This is a genomic window from Bacillus pretiosus (assembly GCF_051294775.1).
Lineage (GTDB): Bacteria > Bacillota > Bacilli > Bacillales > Bacillaceae_G > Bacillus_A > Bacillus_A wiedmannii.
This window is the reverse complement of sequence record NZ_JBPPHF010000003.1, coordinates 412,409-436,700: the sequence shown is the minus strand read 5'-3', so window position 1 is coordinate 436,700 and position 24,292 is coordinate 412,409. Positions and strand designations below refer to the sequence as shown.

Genomic DNA, 24,292 nt, shown 5'->3' with positions numbered 1-24,292 from the left:
TGCATCTACTATATAATGAACGCTTTATGGAGGTGAATTTATGTCAAATAATAATTATTCAGATGGATTGAATCCCGATGAATCTTTATCAGCTAGTGCATTTGACCCTAATCTTGTAGGACCAACATTACCACCAATACCACCGTTTACCCTTCCTACCGGACCAACTGGGCCGACTGGGCCGACTGGGCCGACTGGGCCAACTGTACCAACTGGACCGACTGGGCCGACTGGACCGACTGGACCAACTGGACCGACTGGACCGACTGGACCGACTGGACCGACTGGACCGACTGGACCGACTGGACCGACTGGACCGACTGGAGACACTGGTACTACTGGACCAACTGGGCCAACTGGAGACACTGGTGCTACTGGACCAACTGGGCCAACTGGAGACACTGGTACTACTGGACCGACTGGGCCAACTGGAGACACTGGCGCGACTGGACCAACTGGTGCTACCGGACCGACTGGACCAACTGGGCCAACTGGACCGACTGGACCGACTGGACCATCAGGGCTAGGACTTCCAGCAGGATTATATGCATTTAACTCCGGTGGAATTTCTTTGGATCTTGGACTTAATGCTCCAGTACCATTTAATACTGTTGGATCTCAGTTCGGCACAGCAATTTCTCAATTAGATGCCGATACTTTCGTAATTAGTGAAACTGGATTCTATAAAATCACTGTTATCGTATATACTGCAGCCGTAAGTCTATTAGGAGGACTTACAATCCAAGTAAATGGGGTACCTGTACCTGGTACTGGAACGACTTTAATCTCAGTTGGAGCACCTATCGTTGTTCAAGCAATTACGCAAATTACGACAACTCCATCATTAGTTGAAGTAATTGTTACAGGACTTGGGCTATCATTAGCTCTTGGTACGAGTGCATCCATTATTATTGAAAAAATCGCTTAATTTTTTCCTTAGCAGTAAAACTGATATCAGTTTTACTGCTTTTTCATTGGTAAATTCAATCATTAAATCCTTCTTTTCTACATAGTCATAATGTTGTATGACATTCTTCAGGAGGCAATTATATGGAAAATAAATCGGCTGTCCAGCTTTATCTTGAGTTATTAAAGAAAACAATTTTATTTGAAATATGGCTAGAATACGAACCATACTTACCTGCTTCTTTACATATATCTAAAGAACTATCATATGAACCAGTTACGGTTCCACTTCCTTTATTTCTTAAGCAGTATATAGAAAATCACAATTTAAAAATCGTTAATCCTAATGTTTCAAACGATGAGCGTCAAGGTGGCAAGGATTGGCCAAGAGCTGCACACAGTATGGTTGGTCGAAAACGTATGAATCAATTACAAGAGGCGATGGAAACTGTAGTCAGGGAAAATATAGAAGGCGATTTTATTGAAACTGGTGTATGGCGCGGAGGATCATGCATTTTTATGAATGGGTTTTTACAAGCAAACAACATTAAGGATCGTACTGTATGGGTTGCCGATTCGTTTGAAGGTCTGCCCGCACCTAACTTAGAACAATATCCGAAAGATTACGGTGATTATTTGCACACATTCGATTACTTACGAGTTTCTTTAGAAACAGTGCAAGAAAACTTTAGAAAATATGATTTATTAAATGATCAGGTGAAATTTTTAAAGGGTTGGTTTAAAGATACATTGCCTTCAGCACCGGTAGAAAAAATTGCAATTGCTCGCCTTGATGGTGATATGTATGAATCAACGATGGATAGTCTTGTAAATTTATACGATAAAGTTTCAACAGGTGGCTTTATTATTATTGATGATTATGGATTGATAACATGCGCAGAGGCTGTAACAGATTTCAGAAGTGAAAGAAACATAAAAGCTCCTATGACTCAAATTGATGATTTCGGTATTTATTGGCGAAAAGAATAGGATACAATTTTATTTTTTTGAGGGGTTCTATCACACTACTTATTCATAAGGACCTATCATGTAAAGTTCCCCTCACTATAAATGATTAACTTATATATGCAATAAAAATCTCTTACTTTACTACAAGGACGGAGTGAATGTATGAACGAAAATGAGAAAAAAATCACATTAATTCCACCCCCAGAACTCGTTCAATATGTAGGTGGTGACTTTGAAGAAGTTGGAAAAGAGTTTATACAGTATTTTATTGAATTTGGAAATTTAAAATCAAATGAAACAGTGTTAGATATAGGCTGCGGCATCGGCCGAATGGCGGTTCCATTAATGAATTATTTAAGTGATGATGGTACTTATTATGGATTTGACTTATTCAATGCGGGAATTACATGGTGCAAAAATAACATTTCAACACGCCGTAACAATTTCCATTTTGAACATGTCGATATATATAATCAATTCTACAATCCCGAAGGAAAAGAAGATGCTTCCGAATACAAGTTTCCATATGAAGATGAATCATTTGATTTTATTTTTTTAACGTCAGTATTTACCCATCTCCTTCCGAAAGAATTAGAACATTACGTATGCGAGATTGCACGAGTTCTAAAAAAAGATGGGAGATGTTTTATTACTTTCTTTTTAATTAATCCTGAATCTTCCTATTACTTAAACGCAGGACTAAGTACGTTAGGTTTTTATCATCAAATTGACAATTGTTATGTTCTAAATAAAGATATCCCGAACTTCGCAGTTGCCTATCCTGAAGAAGATATTCGTATCCTATTAAATAAGTATGGGCTAGAAGTACAGACTCCCCCTCATTATGGTTCATGGTGTAGCAGAACTAAACACACAAGTTATCAAGATATTATTCTTACACAAAAAACTTCTGAAAGGTAGTTGTATATGAATAATATTAAAAATCCGCCTCTCGTTTCCATCCTTATTCCCACCTATAATCGACCACATTATTTTAAAATTGCTTTAGAAAGTGCATTAGCACAAACGTATTCAAATATTGAAATTATTGTAGGAGACGATAGCACAAATAATGAAACAGAAAAATTAATATACAGACATTATTTACATAAGCATAAACATATAACGTACATTCGAAATGCTTCTACTCTAGGACAATTTCATAACGCCCTTATGCTCTTAGAACAGTCAAATGGAGAGTACATAAATTTCTTAATGGACGATGATATATTTTATAATAATAAAATCGAAAAAATGATGTCTTATTTCCAACAAGACTTAAATAAAAATCTCGCGCTTATCACATCCTATCGCACTTGGATTAATGATAATGGAGATATAATTGAACAACATCCCTCCATGAAAAAATTATATGATGAAGATACTCTACTAAATGGGAAAGCTTTTGGAAACCGTATGCTTATACTGGGACAAAACATTATTGGTGAACCTACGACTGTACTCTTTCGAAAAGATCTATTAGCAGAACCATTCGGCACTTTAAATGGTAGAAAATATGGTTGTAGTGTTGATATGGCCTCTTGGATAAGTTTACTGTCAAAAGGTGATGCAATGTATATAACTGAGCCCTTAAGTTCATTCCGCCTTCATACGGGACAGCAAGTACATTACAAATTCCTTGAAGGCTGTGAAGATTTTTCTCACCTCGTTTTAACCTCGAAAAAGTATGGTTTCTTACAAGACGCCAAATATTATAAAAAAGGTTTAATAAGAGCTTACGGATGGTATAAAAATGCGACCAAATTTTACGATTTATTTCCAAACCTCATTCCAGATAAAAATACACATGCACGACTTTCTTATTGTTTAAATATCATTACAAAAGAGCTCCGTGCAATATAGTCCATCACAAGGGAGGAGCTATTCCTTCCTCGTGATGTATGACTTCCCACAAATAGTGGAATAAATGTATGCATAGTCTGCTTGTATATTATTTTTCTCATGACATAATCCATATACTTACTAGGCGATAGAAAGGAATACATACATTGAAAGATCCAAATTCTCAATATCAAATAGACTACGTATTACTATTCATCTTATTTGCCATTGGGACTGTTAGTTGCTTTGCAATTGCAAGTGCACAAGCCTCTTTACCACCATTTTTGCAAAATGTAAATTTTGTATTAAAGCAAATCCAATGGTACTTCATTGGATTTATAGCCATCGGTTTTATTATGATTATCGATTTCGATCGTTATCAAAAAATTGCTTGGTATTTATATAGCTTTGCATTGGTACTACTAATTGGACTAGAACTTCAAGTACCAGGTGCCGTTACAATAAAAGGTGCGACCGCTTGGTACAGGCTTCCAGGTATCGGAAATTTCCAGCCTTCTGAAATTATGAAATTGTTTTTAATTATCGTCACCGGACGAATTATAGCAAATCACAATGAGAAATATTTTTTCCGAACAATACACGGCGATTTTTTATTACTCGGAAAAATATGTGCAACAAGTTTGCCACCCCTACTACTTATTGCAAAGGAACCTGATTTAGGAAACACAATGGTAATTTCAGCTATGCTCGCAGCAATGATACTAGTTTCTGGTATACGTTGGCGTTTTATTTTCGGATTAGTTTCTGGTATTTTTGTAGCTGGCGTTACATTAACGTATATTTTTTTTACTCATACAAAATTCTTTAAAGCACACATTTTACAAGAATATCAACTAAATCGCTTCTACGGCTGGTTAGCGCCATACAAATATGATGCGCAAGGCTATCAATTAAGACAAGCTTTCTTAGCTACTGGATCAGGGGAAATGCAAGGAAAAGGTTGGGAAAATGGACAAGTATACTTTCCAGAACCACATACAGATTTTATTTTCACCAATGTCGCTGAGCAATTCGGCTTTTTAGGTGCAAGTGTCATTATTTCACTTTTTTTCCTACTTATTTTCCGCATGATTCATATCGCTTTAGAAAGTAATGATCCTTTCGGTAGTTACATCTGTGCTGGTACAATCGGAATGTTTACCTTTCAAGTATTTCAAAATATCGGGATGACCATCGGATTACTACCTATTACAGGAATTACATTACCCCTTATGAGCTACGGAGGAAGTTCTTTACTCACATACATGATAGCGATTGGATTCGTTTTAAACGTTCGCTCAAGAACGAAAATCTTTATGTTTAAATGACGAGCAAAAACAGTATATTTTTATCTCTATCCTTTTTTAGATATACTAATGAAAAATATGGTGGAGGTTTAAATATGAAATTTGACATTATAGGAGATATTCATGGATGCTTTCAAGAGTTTCAAGATTTAACGACGAAACTCGGATACAACTGGAATAGTGACCTGCCGTTTCACCCTGACCAACGTAGGCTTGCTTTTGTTGGTGATATTACAGATCGCGGCCCTCATTCATTACGTATGATTGAAATTGTATGGGAACTTGTCATAAATGAAAAAGTAGCTTATTACGCTCCGGGAAATCACTGTAATAAACTATACCGTTTTTTCCTCGGGCGTAATGTGACAATCGCTCATGGACTCGAAACAACTGTTGCCGAATATGAAGCACTGCCTTCTCATAAACAAAACATTATAAAAGAAAAATTCATCACACTTTATGAGCAATCCCCTTTATATCACGTACTCGATGAGAAAAGGTTAATTGTATGTCACGCTGGAATTCGGCAAGATTACATAGGAAGACAAGATAAAAAAGTACAAACCTTTGTATTATATGGCGATATTACAGGGGAAAAACATGCTGACGGCTCTCCTGTCCGTCGCGACTGGGCACAAGAATATAAAGGAAAAGCTTGGATTGTATATGGACATACACCCGTTAAAGAACCTCGCTTCGTAAATCATACAGTCAATATTGACACTGGCGCTGTATTTGGTGGCAAACTAACCGGACTACGTTATCCTGAGATGGAGACCGTTTCCGTCCCTTCCTCCCTGTCTTTTGTCCCTGAGAAATTTCGCCCAATTTCATAACGACCCTTATTTAGATATCATTCACAAATTACGAGGATTATCGTATCATTTAGGCGGCTCTCCTATAAAAACTAGGTAAAGTAATTAAAAAAAGATGCAATAAAGTGCATCTTTTTTTAATTACACGGCATATACTGTCGCAGGAGGTGACAGAATGAAGAAAAAATCTTCTAAACAAAAAAGAAAATGCCCGCCTTTTTATCTGCCCATGTACGGAATTAACAACTGGTGCAGCATTCGATCTGCAGCTTTAGAAGAACCGGACGGACAAGGGGCTTCCCCCAAAAACAAAGCTAAACCAAAATATGTCTCTTTAGAAAATGCTGTAATGAGCCGCATAATCGATAATAGAAAAACAAAGATGCAGCAAAAAAATAAACCTCTCTCTACTCACACTGAACAGGTTGTGCCTTCTGAGCAAACAGAGAAAAATACAGAAGAAGACATCCCTGTAGCAATAAATAAAAAAGCAGAATCAGAAATTCCAGCTGCTATTATAAATCAAGTGAAAAAAATAAGAGAAGCATTAGCACCATCCAATGATATACAAACAGAAAAAACAATCATAATTCAAACTCCTACACCTGAAAATACAAAAGTAAAAAAAGGGGGACGATATGCACATGCAGAGGGGCTTCACTCTAATGCAGAGGGTACAGCTTCACATGCAGAAGGACTTCTTACACACGCAAAAGCTTCTTTCTCTCATGCGGAAGGATCAAAAACGAAAGCAACTGGACATAGTTCCCATAGTGAAGGAAGTGAAACGACAGCAGGTGGCTCTTATTCTCATGCGGAAGGTAAACATACAATCGCTTTAGGCGAAGCAGCACATGCAGAAGGAACCGCGACTATCGCTAACGGATTCTCTTCTCATGCGGAAGGTAATCATACATCAACAGCTCATTTTGCAGGTAGCCATATTATGGGGCGCTTCGGCACAGCAGAAGAATCTTATTCTTGGTTTATTGCAAACGGCACAAATGAAACCGATCATAATATCGGTGCAAAGTGGCTTGCTCATAATGGGGAAATGTATATTGATGGCGCTTCTTACAATGCAAGTGGAACTGATTTTGCACAAATGTTTGAAACAACAGACAATAATTTTATTGATGTAGGTTATTTCGTTACATTTAGTAGCGAAGAAAAAATTCGGATCGCTACTTCAAACGATTCATTCATTTTAGGAATATCTAGTGCAACCCCCGCCCTTATAGGAAATAGCGGTGCTTTAAGTTGGCAAAAACGCTATAAAACAGATAACTTTGGAAAACGCCAATATGTACGTACGGAATCGCAAGACATACAACCTCTTTTAAATACAGAATGGGATCCAACTTGCAAATATATAGCAAGAAAAGATCGTACCGAGTGGCTTCCTGTCGGATTAATTGGACAAATGTTAGTACGCGATGACGGCACTTGCGAAACGCATGGATATTGTCGTCCAAATAACGATGGCATTGCTACAAAATCCGAAAGTGGCTTTTTCGTTATAAAGCGCACGGGTGAAAATCAAATTTTAATATTATTCCGCTAAGAAAAAAGGGAACAAAATTCTTATGTAACGAAGAATTTTGTTCCCTTTTTAAGTATACCTTAATACCTCTTCCATATCGCTTGGAATCGTTGTAGTGAAAGACATTTCCTTCTCTAAAATAGGATGATAAAACGTCAAAGATGTACTATGAAGTGCTTGACGTTTTATCACATCTCTTCTTCCTCCATATAAATCATCACCAAGTAACGGGTGGCCTATATGAGCCATATGTACACGAATTTGATGCGTTCTTCCGGTCTCAAGCTCAAGTGATACATGCGTCTTATGATTGGCGCTATCCATCACTCTAAAATGAGTAACAGCTCTTTGCCCATTTTCACAAACGGTTCGCTCAATAATGCTATCCGATTTTCGTCCAATCGGTGCATCAATCGTTCCTTCTCGTTCTATCATCTCACCGTGAACAATTGCTTCATATGTTCTTTTCACAGCTTTTTGTTGATGCTGTTTCGATAAAAGATGATGCACGAAACGATTTTTTGCAATAAGCATAAGCCCTGAAGTATCACGATCTAATCTTGTTACGATATGCACCGTACTTGCAAGATGCTGCTTATCATAATGAGATAAGAGCGCATTCGCAACACTACCTGCCGGATGTTCTCTAGACGGAATCGTTGACATGTTCGCCTCTTTGTTTATGACAAGAACCGCATCATCTTCATATACAATACATAAAGGGATATCTTCTTTAATCATCCCTTCACTTCTTTCTTCCACTGGAAAAAAGACACGTAATTCTTCACCAGCTTGCAACTGATGACGAACACTGGCATGTTGATTATTTACTTCAATAGCTCCGCCGCGAAATTTTATATCCGTTAAGGCGGCTTTAGAAATCCCTTTTGTTTTTAAAAATTCTCTAACTAAAGTTCCCTCTTCAGCCGATTCTATATCCCATTTCAATGTAAATCTGTTCAAATATATAAACCCTTTCTATTTATCTGCAACAAACGAGTCACGAACTCGTTTCCAGAACGGGAACGGACGGAAACGAACAAATCGTACTTTCTCGTTTGCAACGCGATACTGGATTGATTTCACATCTTGATGAACCATCGTTAAATGGTCCACCGTAATTTGTAAGTTCATTCCTGCAGCCGGCTTCAACACACATGTATGATGCTTCGGCAATACGAGTGGCGAGCCTACAGTACGAAACACACGGTTATTAATAGATGCCATTTCTGCAATTTGAATCGCTTCAATAGAAGGGTGAATAATAGCTCCGCCAAGCGCCTTATTATACGCAGTACTTCCCGAAGGAGTAGAAATACAAAGGCCATCCCCGCGGAACGTTTCAAAGTACTCTCCGCGTATTTCCACTTCTGTTACTAATGTACCTTCCGCACTTTTAACAGTTGCTTCATTCATCGCCAAATACTGTGACTCTTTACTCCCATTCACATAGCGAATAATCACTTCTAAAAGCGGATATTCCACCACTTGGAATGGTGTTTTAGCAATTGCAATTACTAATTTCTCTACTTCTGTCGGTAACCAATCTGCATAGAAACCTAAATGCCCTGTATGTACACCAACAAATGCTGTTTCATCCAATCGATTATAATAACGATGAAATGCATATAAAAGCGTTCCATCTCCCCCAACAGAAATTACAATATCGGGTTCCTTTTCATCCATTATAAATCCAAAATCTAGCAAGTATTCTTTCATCGTGCTTGCCAGTGTATCTGATGATTGATCTCCCTTTGACATAATTGTAAATTTCATCGCCCAACACCCTTTAGTTTATGATTCGGAATCTTTCGTTTCTTGTTTTCTTGAAAAAGCTTTCTGCGCTTCTTGAATCTCAAGACGAATAGAAGACATTTCTTCATCTAATAAAAACGCCGCTTCCGCTGCGCGTTGCAAGCGTATTTTAATATCTTCAGGAAAACGTCCACTATATTTATAATTTAAAGAATGCTCAATTGTTGCCCAAAAATTCATTGCTAACGTGCGTATTTGGATTTCTACCAATACTTTTTTTTCTCCCTGAATCGTTTGAACGGGGTAACTAATGACAACGTGATAAGAGCGATAGCCGCTATCTTTCTTTTGCGTGACATAATCACGTTCTTCCACGATTTCAAAGTCATTTCGTTTTCGAAGATATTCTACAACAGGCTTAATCTCATCAACAAATTGACACATCATTCGAAGACCCGCGATGTCTTGCATATCTTCTCTCAGCCGATCTAGCGGTACATTTCTCTTCTCCGCTTTATCAATAATACTAGCAACCGACTTTACCCTTCCTGTTACAAACTCAATTGGAGAATGCTCTGTTAACATTGCAAATTGAGTACGCATTCCTTTTAGTTTCACTTTCAGCTCTGCCACCGCTTGATGGTAAGGTGCTAAAAATTCTTCCCAATTTCGATTCATTTCAACCACCACCAAAATCAATCCATTTGCTTATAGAAATACTTTTTCTACAGCAGTTACTAGTTCTTCTCCGTAATTTGCATTACCTTCAATATTTTCAACTAAATATTCTACTTCTTCTTTTAAATTTTCTAATTCCATTTCAACGTCATTCACACGAACGAACATTACTATATCGTTATTCATCGCTTCATGCATTGCTTCCCAGCATGTGTGCGGAATACTTACATAAATGAAAGATGATTCGTTTTCTAAAATATATAAAAATGATAAATTGTCTGAGTCTACAAGTACGTGATTACGCGCACTTAACTCCTTTACCTCTATTTCATTATTTTCCGCACAAAAAATAAGCGCATTCTCTCTCTTTTCTACGCTCTTAACTTGAATTTTATTTTGCATGCTCTAACTCCTCCATCTCAACTTCCTGTCTTACTTAACAGTATTATTGTATCATAACATGGACGCAAACAAATAAAACATTGAACCAAATTTATGAAAAAGCGATAATGTGTAAAGAATTATTTTTTAAAAGGAGCGCGCATACAATGACACAAGAAATTGAAATTGAATTTAAAAATATTGTTACAGAAGAAGAATTCGATACATTATGTAAATCATTCTCTATTGAGGTATTTACGAAACAGGTGAATCACTACTTTGAAACACCGGGCTTCTCGTTAAAAGAAGCTGGCTCTGCACTTCGTATTCGTCATAAAGGAGAAACTTATACATTAACATTGAAACAACCTGCAGAAATCGGCTTGTTAGAAACGCATCAAGTCTTAACAGAAGACGAAGCAAGAATGATGATGGAAACAAACGTAATCATTCCAGGGGCTGTAATGGATCAACTACACAAATTACAAATTCCTGTTTCCACTTTAACTTATATGGGTAGTTTAACAACTGAAAGAGCCGAAACACTATTTGAAGGCGGAACGCTTGTCTTTGATCATAGTTTCTATTACAATCACGATGATTATGAAATTGAATTCGAAGTGCAAGATGAAGAAACAGGAAAAGCTGCATTTATTCATTTATTAAAACAGCACGACATACCAATCCGTCATACAAATAATAAAGTAAAACGCTTTTTCCTTGCCAAACAAAACAAAGCACGCTAAAGTGAAAATTCCACTAGTGAATACGTTCTACTAGTGGATATATCTCACTTTTTAAAAGGAAAAGATTCTTTTACATTTGAAAACTAAGCAAAGAACGTTATGAAGGCTGTTTATTTGCCCTCTAGAACATTCCATTGCTACAATAGATATACATTTCATGGAAAAAGGAGTTTATAAAGGATGAGCAAGCAACCGATGACACCATTTGAAGCAATTGGCGGTGAACAATGCATTGCAATATTAGTAGACACGTTTTATTCCTATGTCAGTAAACACCCTGACCTATCTCCCATCTTCCCGGATGATTTAACAGAAACCGCTAGGAAGCAGAAACAATTTTTAACGCAATATTTAGGTGGTCCTAATTTGTACACTGAAGAACATGGTCATCCTATGTTAAGAGCACGCCATCTTCCGTTTGAGATTACTCCAAAACGAGCAGAGGCTTGGCTATCATGTATGGAGCAAGCAATGGATGACACAGGAGTGCACGGTCATATAAGAGAGTTCGTTTTTGAACGTTTAGCGTTAACTGCTCAGCATATGGTTAATACTCCAAACGAAACAGGTGAAGTGTAATGGATAAGCAGGAAGCAACGCATATAAATATGCCATCTCCTTCCGCATGTGAGCATAAGTCTGTAGAAGCATATTTATTTATTGATCCACTTTGCAAAGATTGCTGGGAAATTGAGCCCTTTATTATTAAACTATGGCTTGAATACGGGAAATACTTCTCTATTCGTCATATCGTAACAGGAAAAGTGGATGGAACGAACGCTTCCTCACACAAATGGAATAAACCTGCTAATATTCGATTTGTGTGGGAAAAGACAACAAGTTTACAAGGTTTTTCATGTGATGGAAAGGTACATATGCAAGAAGCATCGTCAACACCATATTTAGTTTCGATGGCAATTAAGGCAGCGGAGTTACAGGGCCGAAAAGCAGGTTCGAAGTTTTTGCGAAAACTCCAAGAATACATTTTCCTTGAAAATGTATCAAATCCTGACTGCGAATTATTACTTGCATGTGCAAGAGATAGCGATATTGATGTAGAAGAATTTAAAAAAGACCTACATTCCGCTAGCGCAAAAAAAGCTTTCCAATGTGACTTAAAATTTACAAATGAGATGCACATTACAGAAATACCTTCTCTCGTATTCTTTCATGCGAATTCAGATGAAGAAGGTATTAAAATCGCTGGAACTTATTCCTACGACGTATACGTACAATTATTGAAAGAACTTGTAAAATGTGACATCGAGCCAGAACCATTACCACCTTTAGAAGTGTTACTAGAAGCAACGCAATTTATATCTTCAAAAGAAGTAGCATTTATATATGACTGCTCGCAGCAAGAGATCGAGCGTGAACTGAAAAAATTACAACTAAAACGAAAAGTACAAATGATTGACGTAAAATGTGAACGTTATTGGAAATGGATAGCAAAAGAAGAAGACCTGGTGTAAAACACCAGGTCTTCTTCTTTACGGCTTATAAAAATATTAAAGGGGATGGGAGAAATTTTCACGTTCAAACAAAGGGGTATATGTTTGTATGTGAATTCGTTCACGCTTATTATATTACAAGATTCGACGTCAGATGACAACCCCTTTTGTCGAATTTCACACTTTTGTCACATTCTAAACGTTTTCATTTCTGAATAAGCTATAAAAAAGCTATTTTGGAGGTGTTCCGTATGAAAAAAACGTATATTTTACTTATCTTACTAGCTGTCATCGTTTCTTTTTTCTTGTACATCCTCTCTCTACTACAAGCTTTTCCTAAAATTATTGCCTTCCCTCTTTTATTTGGAGTCATTGTCATCGCTCTCTCTTATTTCAACCATAAAAAACGATTTAAAAGGTTTTAACTACAAAAATCACCTGTAAAAATGCCTTCTAATTTAGAAAAAAGAAAGAAATTCACCTTATTTTTTCGACAAATATCGACAAAAATATTTAAAACAAAAAAAGACGAGATAAATTCCTCGTCTTTACAATTACTTCTCTTCAAATAATAATGCTTCTAATTCATTTAATTTCTCTTCAAATACTTGTAGCGCTTCTTTTACCGGTTCTGGAGATGCCATATCTACTCCAGCTTTTTTCAGCACTTCAATTGGATAATCTGAGCTTCCTGCTTTTAAGAACTCATTAATGTAACGTTCTACTGCTGGTTGCCCCTCTTCTAAAATTTGTTTAGATAAAGCCGTTGCTGCACTAAATCCTGTTGCGTATTGGTATACGTAATAGTTGTAGTAGAAGTGCGGAATACGAGACCACTCTAAACCAATTTCTTCATCGATTACTAAAGCATCACCGAAATATTTCTTATTTAAATCATAGTAGATCTCCGTTAACATGTCTGGCGTAACCGCATGTCCTTCTTGTACTTTCTTATGAATAATATGCTCAAACTCTGCGAACATCGTTTGACGGAATACAGTACCACGGAATCCTTCTAAATAATGATTTAATAAGTATAGACGCTCTTTCTTATCTTCTGTCGTTTTTAATAAATAATCGTTTAGAAGTGCTTCATTACAAGTTGATGCTACTTCCGCAACGAAGATTGAATAATCACCGTATACGTGCGGCTGCGTCTTTCTTGTATAGTAACTATGCACGGAATGACCGAACTCATGAGCAAGTGTATATAAATTATTTACATTATCATGCCAGTTCATTAAAATATACGGATTTGTTCCATATGCACCAGATGAATATGCTCCGCTTCGCTTTCCTTTATTCTCATACACATCTACCCAGCGATTTTCATATGCTTCTTTTAAAATGTCAACATACTCATCACCAAGTACGTTTAAAGACTTTAATAACATGTCTTGTGCTTCTTCATACTTCACGTTCATTTTCACTTCTGGTACAAGTGGTGTATATAAATCATACATATGAAGCTCATCAAGTCCTAGTGCACGCTTACGAATATCAATGTAACGATGTAGCAAGTGTAAATTATCATTTACAGATTCAACAAGTTGATCATACACCGCTTCAGGAATATTATTATTACTTAATGCCGCTTGACGTGCAGAATCGTATTTACGAACACGCGCATTGAAATTATTACGTTTCACAGCTCCGCTTAACGTGCTTGCAAATGTGTTCTTATATTTCCCGTACGTTTCATATACAGCTTTGAATGCATCTTCGCGCACACGACGATCGTCACTTTCTAAAAACTGAATGTAACGACCATGTGTAATTTCCACTTCTTCTCCATCCTCACCTTTAATAGATGGGAATTTCAAATCCGCATTATTCAACATACCAAATGTATTACTTGACGCACTCATTACTTCAGATGCTTCTGCTAATAGAGCCTCTTCCGCTTCAGATAATACATGCGGGCGTTGACGCGTAATTTCTTCTAATGCATGTTCATATACACTTAAGTCTCTATTTTCTGTCAAGAATGTTTGCAGTGTATCTTCTGAAATCGATAAAATCTCAGGCACAATATATGCTGTGCTACTAGATACTTGTGAATATAAATTTGTTGCGCGGTCATTTAATGCTTGATACACAGAGTTTGTTGTATCTTGATCGTAACGCATATGCGCATATGTATATAGCTTACCTAATCGCATTGAAATTTCGTCTTCATATTGCAATGCTTCAAGTAAATTGTTCGCAGAGTCACCAAGTTTCCCTTTAAATTCAGTTAACTTCGGTAATAGCTCTTTAATGGCTTGGAATTCTTTTTCCCATTCTGCATCTGTTTGGAAAATATCTTCTAGTCGCCACGTACTTGATTCTTCAATCTCTTTGCGATCTGGTAATGTTTTTGCTGTGTTTTGTTCAGACATCCTTTAAGCCCTCCTTTAAATATCTCTACTTACATACAATTCGATTTTTCTTATGTAATTCCTTCACGATCAGTCTTTATTATATCCCCTTTTCCTTCTCTCATGTTGTACTTTGCCTCAAATAAAGATAAGGCATACGTTAAGCAAATTTCATCATATTTTATAACTTCCTCCTCTGTTTTTAACATAACTACTTCTCTTTTTTTCCGGTACTTATAAGTCCCTACTTTCTGCAATACACCTGCATAACATAAAAATGTCATATATTCAGCAACTGCTACTTTCCATATATGCCGTGAAAAGTACGGGAGCATGCGCCTTTTCGTATACGGTTTCACATAACTACATACATATTGAAGGGAAATACATTCCCCTACCGTAAGCTCACCTATACATTTTATATATAGAAAAGCTTGCCATATAAATGGATTTGTTTGAAAAGCAAATGAGGACGGGAGTGGCACACCGATTTCAGAAGGAAAATTTGCTGGGGTACATTTACATTGATATAAAAGGCGTAATAGTGACTTATGATTGTAATTCCAAATCGGCAGAGCATTTTGCCGAAAATTGCTCTTTCGCTTTTTCCATTCCTCATCTAATGTTTCTTTTCGGAAAGAGACGGGAGAAAAGAGCATTTCAAAAGTAGTCGTTTCAGTTGGTAAATAGATAATATGTGTGAAAGAGACGCTTGTAGAAAATGAAGTGAGAAACGCGCATTTCATAAATGATTTTTGTTTCGAACAGAAGAAAATAAGAAATGGCTGAGGATAAGATTGTAAGGAGAAAGCCATAAGTGAGGAGAATTTCATCCAATATGCTGATTGCCTTTTCAATTGATTTCCACCAATGATCCAAATGACCTGTATACCGGCTCGCCAATACGAATAGGTTCGTTTGTACAGCTGCTCTATAGAGAGATTGGCGCATTGGTATTCAATCGCAATTGTTCTCCCTGCTCTCTCTATGAAAATATCTGGTCGTTGCTGAATTTCTGGAAGATAGTGCTCTATATACACAGGAAAGTTTTGACGTTTGAACCACCTATATAACAATTCTTTACCGTGCATATGATACATAGATTCTGCTTCATAAAAGGCAAGACACGCGTCCATTTTCTTATGAGCAAAATGCCAACTTTTTTGTTTCCCTAATTTCATTTGCACTTCCTTCCCGCAAGCTATGCAAAAGAAGCTTTCCTTTTTACGCATACGATGTAAAAGCTCTTCATCATGATGATAGAGTAGATGGATTTTTTCTCCGTTTTCTCTTTTGGCGATAAACATCGGAATCACACCCTTTCAGCTCCTTATATTCTACAATTTATTACAAATTCCTTTTAAAAAAGAGATGTCCCAATTTCGGACATCTCTTTTTATAATAAAGGTGATAATAATCGATACGTCGATTCAACAATTCGTCTATGAAGACGCCTTTTATGAAAACGATCGACATGAATTTCACTTGATTCTTCTATATCCTCTTTATAATCTTGAACAAGTTTTCGAATGCTGTCTGTATCATATAAAAAGGCATTTACTTCAAAGTTCAAATGAAAACTTCTCATATCCATATTAGCAGTCCCAATTGAAGCTAAATCAGAATCGACAATGACAACTTTACTATGAAGAAAGCCTTTTTCGTATTCATATATCTTTACCCCTGCATCTAAAAGCTCTGGGAAGTACGATCTCGATGCGTAAAAGACGGTGCGCTTATCAGGCTTACTCGGCATTAACAAACGGACATCAATACCAGCAAGTGCAGCTACCTTTAATGCGGATAAAATATCATCATCTGGAATGAAATACGGCGTCGCAATCCAAATTGATTTCCGTGCAGAAGAAATCATGGCAAAATATAAATGTTTAATTGTTTCCCATTTATTATCCGGTCCACCTGCAACGAGCTGTACGCCTCCCCAATGATCACCCTCAACTGCTTTCGCTTGTAAATATTCAGGGGCCAGCACAGCCTCACCAGTCATATAAAACCAATCTTGAAGGAAAATAAGTTGCAAGCTTTGAACAGCTTCACCACGCAAATATAAATGCGTGTCTCGCCAAAAACCGAAATATTTATCCTTCCCTAAATATTCATCACCAATATTTAATCCACCGACAAATCCTTCATTTCCATCAATAATAACGATTTTCCGGTGGTTTCGATAATTAATCTTATCGTTTAAAATCGGAAAGCGCACAGGGAAAAACGGAATCATTTCTACTCCTGCATCATTCAATTCTTCAATATATGAATTCGATAATCTAAAACTTCCAACCGCATCATATAAAAAACGAACGACAACACCTTCTTTTGATTTCTGTATTAAAATATCTTTAATTTCTGTTCCAAGCTTATCATCACGCACAATGTAATATTCCATATGAATGTGGTGTTTCGCTCGTTTTAATCCATCTAAAATGGCCTGAAACGTTTCATCTCCATTTGTTAATGTTCTCGTTTCAGTTTGAAATGAAATATTTAAAGCGCCTAAGCGGTCCGCTAAACGAAATAACAGCTCTTGGTGCTTATGATTGCGCAAAATCCGTTCTTCGTAATCTTCATGCCCTTTATATTGTAAAAATGCTTGTTCATCGAGCAACGCCTTCTTTTGGAACATTCTCTTCCTCCGAAAGTTCTGTCCAAATAATAAATAAGCGAAGAATCCAAATACCGGAAAAATGCCTAACACAATGAGCCATGTAAGTGTTTTAGACGGATGACGGTTCTCTAAGAAAATAACGCAGCCAATTAAAAATGCAGATACCGTAAATAAAATACTAATAATACCTAAAATCGAAACATCTTTTATACCAATTACATCCGAATAAAATGCTACATCAATAAACATACGTAACGAAACAAATAACGCGAACAATAGTAAAACAAAGAAAATCAACTTTAACGTATTTTTCATCTCTTACCTCCTTACTAAGAAAGCTTTCCTATTCTTCATATAAAAAGCCGATTTCATACTACAGAAATCGGCCTACGTTTTAGCAGGAAAATTATTGCGAATTGTTTCAAGCGCATGCTCTTTCACAATTTGTTTCCCATACTCACTTACACGATGAATTGTTAAAGTTGATTCTTCTCCGTATTCTAAAACAATACTTAAAATACGATCAATTTCTTCTTCATCATGTAGCACTTCATCGAATTCCACATATACATAATAGCGGTTCTCAAATGAATACAGCTCATCTTTTATATCTTCAAAGATAAGACGGTGGCTTAATGAAATGACATCTTCAAAATCATTAAATTTAATTAAAAATCCAAACGTACCATCTTCGTTAAAGTTTGTTCCTGCTTGTTCCTCTACCTCTTCCACTAATTCTTGCTGGAATAATGATTCAATGCCTTCATCTAGAGGAATGTCTATAATTTTATCTACACCTATTGGTAGTTCTAGCTTTTGTCCATCCTTTGAAAGCTCTGCTTTCGTTACAAGTACTTCAATCCCTTTATCGACTGCTTGCACTTGAATCCATAACGGTCCATCAATAAAGAAATCATCATGATCACGAGCTTCGTCCATCATCTCCCAAAAGAGCTCTTCACTTCGTTCGCGGTCATACCAAATTTCTTCACGATTAAACCCTCTATCCTCTATATCAATGTACGTAATAAAAAATTTCATCGTATGGTCATTAATTCTTTCAATATCCAAAATACAACTCTCCCTTCCTGCTTAGAATTGTTATGAAGGGATTCCCCACTCATATGACAAATCAATAGATTCTTGTACTCTCATTTTATGATAAGATTCTCCAGAATGGAAATAAAATCGATTTATTTTACAAAAATAGTTATATGCCTATCTTTATTCGACCATCTACACAAATATATCATTATAGCGATTTCTCACTCATGAAAAATTTGGACATACATTTCCACCCTCCCCCGTACACTGTAATAAAGTGAAACTTTTATTAGAGAAGGTGATTTAGTCTCTCTCTTCACCACATACATACAGTTCGCTTATTAAAACATTATAAATGGAGGCAGACGAATGGACTTAGAGTTTTTAACATCTGTACTAATGATTGTCGGTATCGATGTTGTATTAGGTGGTGACAACGCAATCGTCATCGCACTAGCTAGCCGAAATTTACCTGAATCGAAACGAAATAAAGCCATTTTGATTGGTACTCTTTTAGCAATCGTTCTAAGAATTATCCTTACTATACTAGCTGTCTATTTACTCGACATTCCATTTCTACAACTTATCGGGGGCGTTTTACTTACATTAATTGCAGTAAATTTACTAACTGATAATAGCAACGATCTTTCTGCTATTCAGGGGAAAACAACTTTATTTCAAGCTGTGCGTACAATTGTATTCGCAGATCTCGTTATGGGGTTTGACAACGTTATTGCCATTGCAGGTGCAGCTCACGGAAGATTTTTACTCGTAATAATCGGCTTACTCATTTCTATCCCGATTATTATTTGGGGCAGCAAACTTATTTTAATACTTATGGAACGCTTTCCATTCCTCATTTATTGCGGAGCAGCGATTCTCGCCTATACAGCAGGAAAAATGGTTACACATGAAGACAGGCTTGCAACGTTCTTTCATAATAATCCAAATTTCACCACAAACATGCCTTTCTTATTCATTTTCACTGTTCTATGCATCGGTATTATCGTGCAACAAGTTCGATTACGAAATGTGAAACATTAAAAAAAACCTTCTACTATATAATAGGTAGAAGGTTTTCATATTATTATAATTAATTTACAAGACGCTGTGCTTCACGTAATTGAAACGTTCTTACTGTACGTGGTAAGAAACGGCGGATTTCGTCTTCATTGTAACCTACTTGAAGGCGCTTCTCATCAATCATAATTGGACGACGTAAAATCCCTGGATAGTCACGAATCATCTTATATAAATCTTGAAGTGGTAAAGACTCTAAGTTTACATTTAATTCTTGGAAAACTTTCGAACGAGTAGAAATAATCTCATCCGTTCCGCTTTCTGTCATACGTAAAATCTCTTTAATTTCCTCAATCGTTAATGGATCTGAGAAAATATTACGTTCTGTATAAGGAATATGATTTTCCTCTAGCCATAATTTCGCCTTTCTACAAGACGTACAGCTTGGAGAACTATATAATGTTACCATACAAAGCTCACTCTCCTTAAAGAGTACAAATTCTGTACTAATTACAGTTTAAATTTCTAAATTCAGCAATTTTTTACGATACCTTGTCTTATAACAAAGTGCAAAAAATCTCATTTCATGTAAGCAACAACTTTGAGCAAACAACAATTACTTTTAATAAGTAACTTCTATAATCATTATACAATAGATTTTGCAAGAAATATACAGTAAATTTCCTTCTAATTGAGAAAACTCTTCCGTGTATTCCACTGCTATGTAACATGATCACACTCACTTCAGCTGTAATTTAACAATAACCTTCAACCCTCTTAATACTGGCTTGTCATAGATTTTTCATGTAATATACAGTTATTTCCCCATAATCTTCTCTATGAAAAAGAGAACGTTTTCTTACCTTTTCTTCATAAATCAATTAAGAAATGTAAGACTATACAAGTGAGAATAAAAAGGAACGTTTGTTCTCATTTTAACAAACATCCTCATCCATGTCTATACGATTTCTAAAATAAATCAATTATTTTTCTGACATTTCTTTCTTTTTTATCTTTTATCTCATACAATAAACATACAGACAGGCAAAGGGGGAATTTGCAAATGATTGCTTTTTTTATTGATTTTGTCACTGTTGCTGCCCTCATCATCGGAATCACAGCATTGATTGGTGTCATTACAAATAGCATTGGTGAAAAACTCTTTGGCGGTAAAGAAAAGATGAAGTTTATTAATAAAAGTTTGGATGTACAATCCGGCTGGAACCAAGTTGGCGGGAAAGGTATTTATAAGAAACGTACGTATTAAAAAAAAGCAGGCAATCACCTGCTTTTTTCTTATTTCTCTACTGACGCCCATTTAAAGCTTAAATCACCGCCATATTTATGGTTGTACATATTTTTAATTGATTCTCTTTGTATATATGCTCTACCACGTTGATATACTGGAACAATCGCAGCGTCATCAAGTAACATTTTCTCTGCTTCTAGTAAGTTTTTCCAACGGGCATTTACATCACTTCCATCTTTCTTCGCTTTCATGATAATTTCATCATATTTCGGATTAGAGTATTTCATTTTATTTTGCGATCCGTCCGTCACAAACATATCAAGGTATGTAACTGGATCTGGGAAGTCTGCACTCCATCCAGAGAATGACATGACAAAATCGCCTGCATCTTCTAGTTTTAGTTTTTGCGCAAATGGTTGTTGTTTAATTTTCACTGTTAAACCTGGTAAATTCTTTTCTAACTCACCTTTTAAATATTCACCTGTTTTCTTCGATAATTCAACATCTTCATTTAATAGCTCTAATTCAATTTCATTTTTACCAAGCTCTTTTTTACCAGCTTCCCAATATTTCTTCGCTTCTTTCACGTTTGGTTTTACAATATCTCCATTTACAGCACGGAAGTCTTTTTTATCCGGCCCTTTAATGAAATTATCAGGAATTAATCCTGTCGCTGGCTTAGAACCGTTATTTAATAATGTATCAACGAACGGTTTACGTTCAAAAGCAAGTGAAATTGCTTTACGAATATTTTTATTTGCTAACGCTGGATCTTTTTGATTTAAACGAAGGAAGAATACAGATGTATCTTCTACTGTTTGGAAATCTGGTTTTCCTTTATATTTATCGATGAACTCCGCTAATAACGTCGCTCGATCGACTGCGTTTGTTTCATATAAATTAATTGGTGTAGACGTATCTTTAACAATATTAAAGTTTACTTCCTCAATCTTCACTTCTTTATTGTCCCAATATGACGCGCTCTTTGTCATTTTAAAGCTACGTTCATGTTGCCAATCACTTAATGTAAATGGTCCGTTATAAAGTGTTGTATTCGCTTCCAAACCAAACTTCGTACCTTGTTCTTTTACAAACTTTTCATTCACAGGATAGAAGATTGGATATACCATTAAATCTACAAGGTATGGAATTGAATTGTCTAATTCCACTTCTAATGTATAATCATCAATCGCTTTTACACCTAATTGATCCGGACTCATCTCTTTTTTATTAATTTTCTCTGCATTTTTTATATCATACATAATGTACGCTGATTTCGCAGCTGTATCTGGGTTAATTGCTCTTTGCCATGCGTATACGAAATCTTTCGCCGTCACAGGCTCACCATTTGACCATTTTGCGTCTTCACGTAATTTAAATGTATATTTTTTACCGTCTTCTGACTTTTGGAATTCCTTCGCTACACCAGGAACTAGCTTATCATCTTTTCCTAAACTGTATAAGCCTTCCATCGTATTAGTCATTACTCTTGAAGAAACCGCATCAGCTGATAACGCTGGATCCATCGTTGGAATTTCTTGCGTTTCAATTAGATTAATAACTTGCTTCGCACCGCTTTTCCCGCTATCCCCTTTTGCGTTCGCTTGCGGTTCATCTTTTTGGTAGCTACATGCCCCTAACATCATGCTCATCGCTACTGTTGATACTACAAAAACTGGCATCTTTTTTTTCATACTTCCACCCTCCACAAAAATGTTAGCCCTTTCATTTTCAAACAAAAAGAAATATATATATGTTCTAACAATTCATATTATACACATAAATATATTTTTTGTATATTTATATTTCTATTTTATTAAAATTTTCTGTTAAAAAATAAACCTTTGTAAACGTTTCATATTGCTGATTATCCTTACTAAAGTGTTGAAAATGAATGTTTTTATATTTTTCTAAATTATCAGAGAAAAATAATTTTTATATCCCATAATACTTTGTGCATAATTATCCTTCTCTTTTTATCATAAAATAGCGCTCCCTTCATAATAAAGATATGTAGGTTAAAATGAGTGCAAAGGATAAGAAAGTATGTTACGATACACCTTGCTAAAAATAGATATCGGTAAAGAGGGGACGGACATGGCAGCAATTCAGGCAAAAAACGGGCCGACAGAGAAATTAAGTTTATTCTTATTAACATGGCCTATTTTTCTAGAAGTTTTTCTATTTATGTTAATGGGGATCGCTGATACTTTCATGTTAAGTGCATTATCAGACGATGCTGTATCTGGGGTTGGTGCAGCGAATCAATATCTCCATATCGCTATTTTGGTACTAGAAGTCATCGGGAACGGCGCAGCTATCGTCGTATCTCAATACCTCGGTTCCAAACGTTTTATGGAAGCATCTAAAATATCAGCTTTAGCCGTCACATTAAATTTAGTGGTCGGACTCATTATAAGCGCTGGTTTTCTTTTATTTTCAAAACATATGATGATGGCAATGAACTTACAAGGCGATGTACTCATGTATGCGCAAAACTATTTATCCATCGTCGGAGGCGCTATTTTCCTTCAAGCTATTATTAATTCATTAGCCGCAATTATCCGCGTACACGGCTTCACAAAGCAAGCGATGTTTATTTCACTTGGAATGAATATTATTCATATCGCTGGAAACTACGTACTCATTTTCGGGAAATTTGGTTTCCCAGAACTCGGTGTACAAGGGGCTGCCATTTCTTCTGCTGTCAGCCGACTTATCGCACTTATCGTTTTCTTCTGGTTACTGTACCGCGTTATGGAATACCGTGTGAAATTACAATATTACTTCACCTTATCAAAGGAATACATCGGAAAAATTTTAAAAATCGGGATTCCATCTGCATTTGAGCAGGTTATGTATCAAGCTTGCCAAATTGTCTTCTTATACTATGCAACATACTTAGGAACAGAATCATTAGCGGCTAGACAATACGCTACGAACATTTCTATGTTCACTTATTTATTCGCGATTGCGATCGGTATGGGAACAGCCATTATTATCGGACGCCTCGTTGGCGGTGGTGAAAAAGATGAAGCGTATGAACGCGTATGGAAAAGTGTAAAATGGGCAATTGGCGTCACTTTATGTATGGTCGCTCTCGTCGTTACATTCCGTACACAATTAATGGGACTATTTACAGATAATCCGCACATTATTACGTTAGGTGCGTCAGTTCTTTTACTAAGTGTGCTACTTGAAACGGGACGTACGATGAATATCGTCATTATCAATTCACTTCGCGCAGCTGGTGATGCAAAGTACCCAGTTTTGATTGGAGCATTCTCTATGGTGTTAATGAGTTTACCACTCGGTTACTTTTTCGCCTTCCATTTAGATATGGGGCTCGCTGGTATTTGGTTAGCGATTGCTATTGATGAATGGACACGTGCCATTATTATGTTCTTCCGCTGGAAAAGTAGGGCGTGGGAACGTTATGCACTCGTTAAACCTGAAGAACAAGAGGAAATTGTTTCTGTTCAAGCACAGTAACACTCGTTTAATTAAGGTGTAGTCATTCGTAAAGGAAACTTATATCTGCGATTCTTTAAATATATCGACTTACCGAGAAATGTTGACAAATCTATTATATAGTAGAAA

At 36.3% G+C, this 24,292-nt stretch carries 24 protein-coding genes; 14 read left to right on the top strand and 10 right to left on the bottom strand.

Going from position 1 to position 24,292, the window contains the following annotated elements; genetic code table 11:
* Positions 1-40: 40 nt before the first annotated feature.
* From ACSG5Z_RS18755 to ACSG5Z_RS18725, 7 genes are all read left to right on the top strand, one after another.
* A complete protein-coding gene (locus ACSG5Z_RS18755) occupies positions 41-928 on the top strand; it encodes a BclA C-terminal domain-containing protein (protein ID WP_435711949.1) in 888 nt (295 codons plus the stop codon).
* 122 nt (positions 929-1,050) lie between these two features.
* Positions 1,051-1,896, top strand: a complete 846-nt coding sequence (locus ACSG5Z_RS18750; protein ID WP_088062481.1) for a TylF/MycF family methyltransferase — start codon at positions 1,051-1,053, stop codon at positions 1,894-1,896.
* Positions 1,897-2,037: 141 nt separating this feature from the next.
* Entirely contained in the window at positions 2,038-2,796 is a 759-nt protein-coding gene (locus tag ACSG5Z_RS18745) for a class I SAM-dependent methyltransferase (protein ID WP_088121629.1), read from the top strand.
* Positions 2,797-2,802: 6 nt separating this feature from the next.
* The gene (locus ACSG5Z_RS18740) at positions 2,803-3,738 is read left to right on the top strand and encodes a glycosyltransferase family 2 protein (RefSeq protein WP_435711948.1); all 936 of its coding nucleotides are present in this window, start codon (positions 2,803-2,805) and stop codon (positions 3,736-3,738) included.
* Positions 3,739-3,884: 146 nt separating this feature from the next.
* Complete coding sequence (locus tag ACSG5Z_RS18735) at positions 3,885-5,045, top strand: FtsW/RodA/SpoVE family cell cycle protein (protein ID WP_060489343.1); 1,161 nt, start codon at positions 3,885-3,887, stop codon at positions 5,043-5,045.
* Positions 5,046-5,119: 74 nt separating this feature from the next.
* On the top strand, positions 5,120-5,860 hold the full coding sequence (gene prpE / locus ACSG5Z_RS18730) for a bis(5'-nucleosyl)-tetraphosphatase PrpE (RefSeq protein ID WP_098857319.1): 741 nt from the start codon (positions 5,120-5,122) through the stop codon (positions 5,858-5,860).
* A gap of 154 nt (positions 5,861-6,014) precedes the next feature.
* Complete coding sequence (locus ACSG5Z_RS18725; RefSeq protein ID WP_087984737.1) at positions 6,015-7,403, top strand: peptidase G2 autoproteolytic cleavage domain-containing protein; 1,389 nt, start codon at positions 6,015-6,017, stop codon at positions 7,401-7,403.
* A gap of 48 nt (positions 7,404-7,451) precedes the next feature.
* On the opposite strand, the gene ACSG5Z_RS18720 is transcribed toward ACSG5Z_RS18725, so the two are convergent.
* From ACSG5Z_RS18720 to ACSG5Z_RS18705, 4 genes are read right to left on the bottom strand one after another with little or no spacing between them, the layout of a single operon-like run.
* The gene (locus tag ACSG5Z_RS18720) at positions 7,452-8,345 is read right to left on the bottom strand and encodes an RluA family pseudouridine synthase (protein ID WP_087984736.1); all 894 of its coding nucleotides are present in this window, start codon (positions 8,343-8,345) and stop codon (positions 7,452-7,454) included.
* A 15-nt stretch (positions 8,346-8,360) separates the two neighbouring features.
* Positions 8,361-9,158 carry an NAD kinase gene (locus ACSG5Z_RS18715; protein ID WP_000673190.1) on the bottom strand — a complete coding sequence of 266 codons (798 nt, stop codon included), beginning with the start codon at positions 9,156-9,158 and terminating at the stop codon, positions 8,361-8,363.
* An 18-nt stretch (positions 9,159-9,176) separates the two neighbouring features.
* Positions 9,177-9,815 (bottom strand): GTP diphosphokinase, encoded by a 639-nt coding sequence (gene yjbM, locus ACSG5Z_RS18710; RefSeq protein WP_001081480.1) that lies wholly within the window; start codon positions 9,813-9,815, stop codon positions 9,177-9,179.
* A gap of 30 nt (positions 9,816-9,845) precedes the next feature.
* Positions 9,846-10,217 carry a UPF0738 family protein gene (locus ACSG5Z_RS18705; protein WP_001179996.1) on the bottom strand — a complete coding sequence of 124 codons (372 nt, stop codon included), beginning with the start codon at positions 10,215-10,217 and terminating at the stop codon, positions 9,846-9,848.
* Between the two features lie 146 nt (positions 10,218-10,363).
* Between ACSG5Z_RS18705 and ACSG5Z_RS18700 the strand changes: the two genes are divergently transcribed.
* The 4 genes from ACSG5Z_RS18700 to ACSG5Z_RS18685 all read left to right on the top strand — a co-directional run bounded on the left by ACSG5Z_RS18700 (position 10,364) and on the right by ACSG5Z_RS18685 (position 12,818).
* Positions 10,364-10,942, top strand: a complete 579-nt coding sequence (locus ACSG5Z_RS18700) for a CYTH domain-containing protein (RefSeq protein WP_435711947.1) — start codon at positions 10,364-10,366, stop codon at positions 10,940-10,942.
* Between the two features lie 180 nt (positions 10,943-11,122).
* Positions 11,123-11,521 carry a globin domain-containing protein gene (locus tag ACSG5Z_RS18695; RefSeq protein WP_000043382.1) on the top strand — a complete coding sequence of 133 codons (399 nt, stop codon included), beginning with the start codon at positions 11,123-11,125 and terminating at the stop codon, positions 11,519-11,521.
* The gene (locus ACSG5Z_RS18690; protein ID WP_435711946.1) at positions 11,521-12,414 is read left to right on the top strand and encodes a ClpXP adapter SpxH family protein; all 894 of its coding nucleotides are present in this window, start codon (positions 11,521-11,523) and stop codon (positions 12,412-12,414) included. The genes ACSG5Z_RS18695 and ACSG5Z_RS18690 overlap by 1 nt, the downstream gene beginning before the upstream one ends.
* A 230-nt stretch (positions 12,415-12,644) precedes the next feature.
* Positions 12,645-12,818, top strand: coding sequence for a hypothetical protein (locus tag ACSG5Z_RS18685; RefSeq protein WP_087984734.1), 174 nt, complete (start codon positions 12,645-12,647; stop codon positions 12,816-12,818).
* Positions 12,819-12,947: 129 nt separating this feature from the next.
* Here ACSG5Z_RS18685 and pepF read toward each other — a convergent pair whose 3' ends face one another.
* The 4 genes from pepF to mecA all read right to left on the bottom strand — a co-directional run bounded on the left by pepF (position 12,948) and on the right by mecA (position 18,450).
* Positions 12,948-14,774 carry an oligoendopeptidase F gene (gene pepF, locus ACSG5Z_RS18680; RefSeq protein WP_097917812.1) on the bottom strand — a complete coding sequence of 609 codons (1,827 nt, stop codon included), beginning with the start codon at positions 14,772-14,774 and terminating at the stop codon, positions 12,948-12,950.
* A gap of 50 nt (positions 14,775-14,824) precedes the next feature.
* On the bottom strand, positions 14,825-16,069 hold the full coding sequence (locus ACSG5Z_RS18675) for a competence protein CoiA (RefSeq protein ID WP_435711945.1): 1,245 nt from the start codon (positions 16,067-16,069) through the stop codon (positions 14,825-14,827).
* Positions 16,070-16,149: 80 nt separating this feature from the next.
* Entirely contained in the window at positions 16,150-17,694 is a 1,545-nt protein-coding gene (gene cls, locus ACSG5Z_RS18670; protein WP_000799209.1) for a cardiolipin synthase, read from the bottom strand.
* Positions 17,695-17,766: 72 nt separating this feature from the next.
* On the bottom strand, positions 17,767-18,450 hold the full coding sequence (gene mecA / locus ACSG5Z_RS18665; RefSeq protein ID WP_000350711.1) for an adaptor protein MecA: 684 nt from the start codon (positions 18,448-18,450) through the stop codon (positions 17,767-17,769).
* Between the two features lie 342 nt (positions 18,451-18,792).
* Between mecA and ACSG5Z_RS18660 the strand changes: the two genes are divergently transcribed.
* Positions 18,793-19,467, top strand: coding sequence for a TerC family protein (locus tag ACSG5Z_RS18660; protein WP_060489329.1), 675 nt, complete (start codon positions 18,793-18,795; stop codon positions 19,465-19,467).
* A 49-nt stretch (positions 19,468-19,516) separates the two neighbouring features.
* On the opposite strand, the gene spx is transcribed toward ACSG5Z_RS18660, so the two are convergent.
* Positions 19,517-19,912, bottom strand: coding sequence for a transcriptional regulator Spx (spx, locus tag ACSG5Z_RS18655; RefSeq protein WP_000258267.1), 396 nt, complete (start codon positions 19,910-19,912; stop codon positions 19,517-19,519).
* Between the two features lie 594 nt (positions 19,913-20,506).
* Between spx and ACSG5Z_RS18650 the strand changes: the two genes are divergently transcribed.
* Complete coding sequence (locus ACSG5Z_RS18650; RefSeq protein ID WP_098870071.1) at positions 20,507-20,710, top strand: hypothetical protein; 204 nt, start codon at positions 20,507-20,509, stop codon at positions 20,708-20,710.
* Positions 20,711-20,739: 29 nt separating this feature from the next.
* Here ACSG5Z_RS18650 and ACSG5Z_RS18645 read toward each other — a convergent pair whose 3' ends face one another.
* Complete coding sequence (locus ACSG5Z_RS18645) at positions 20,740-22,386, bottom strand: peptide ABC transporter substrate-binding protein (RefSeq protein ID WP_060489327.1); 1,647 nt, start codon at positions 22,384-22,386, stop codon at positions 20,740-20,742.
* Between the two features lie 352 nt (positions 22,387-22,738).
* On the opposite strand from ACSG5Z_RS18645, the gene ACSG5Z_RS18640 reads away from it, so the two are divergent.
* Positions 22,739-24,184, top strand: coding sequence for an MATE family efflux transporter (locus ACSG5Z_RS18640; protein WP_033662236.1), 1,446 nt, complete (start codon positions 22,739-22,741; stop codon positions 24,182-24,184).
* Positions 24,185-24,292: the final 108 nt, after the last annotated feature.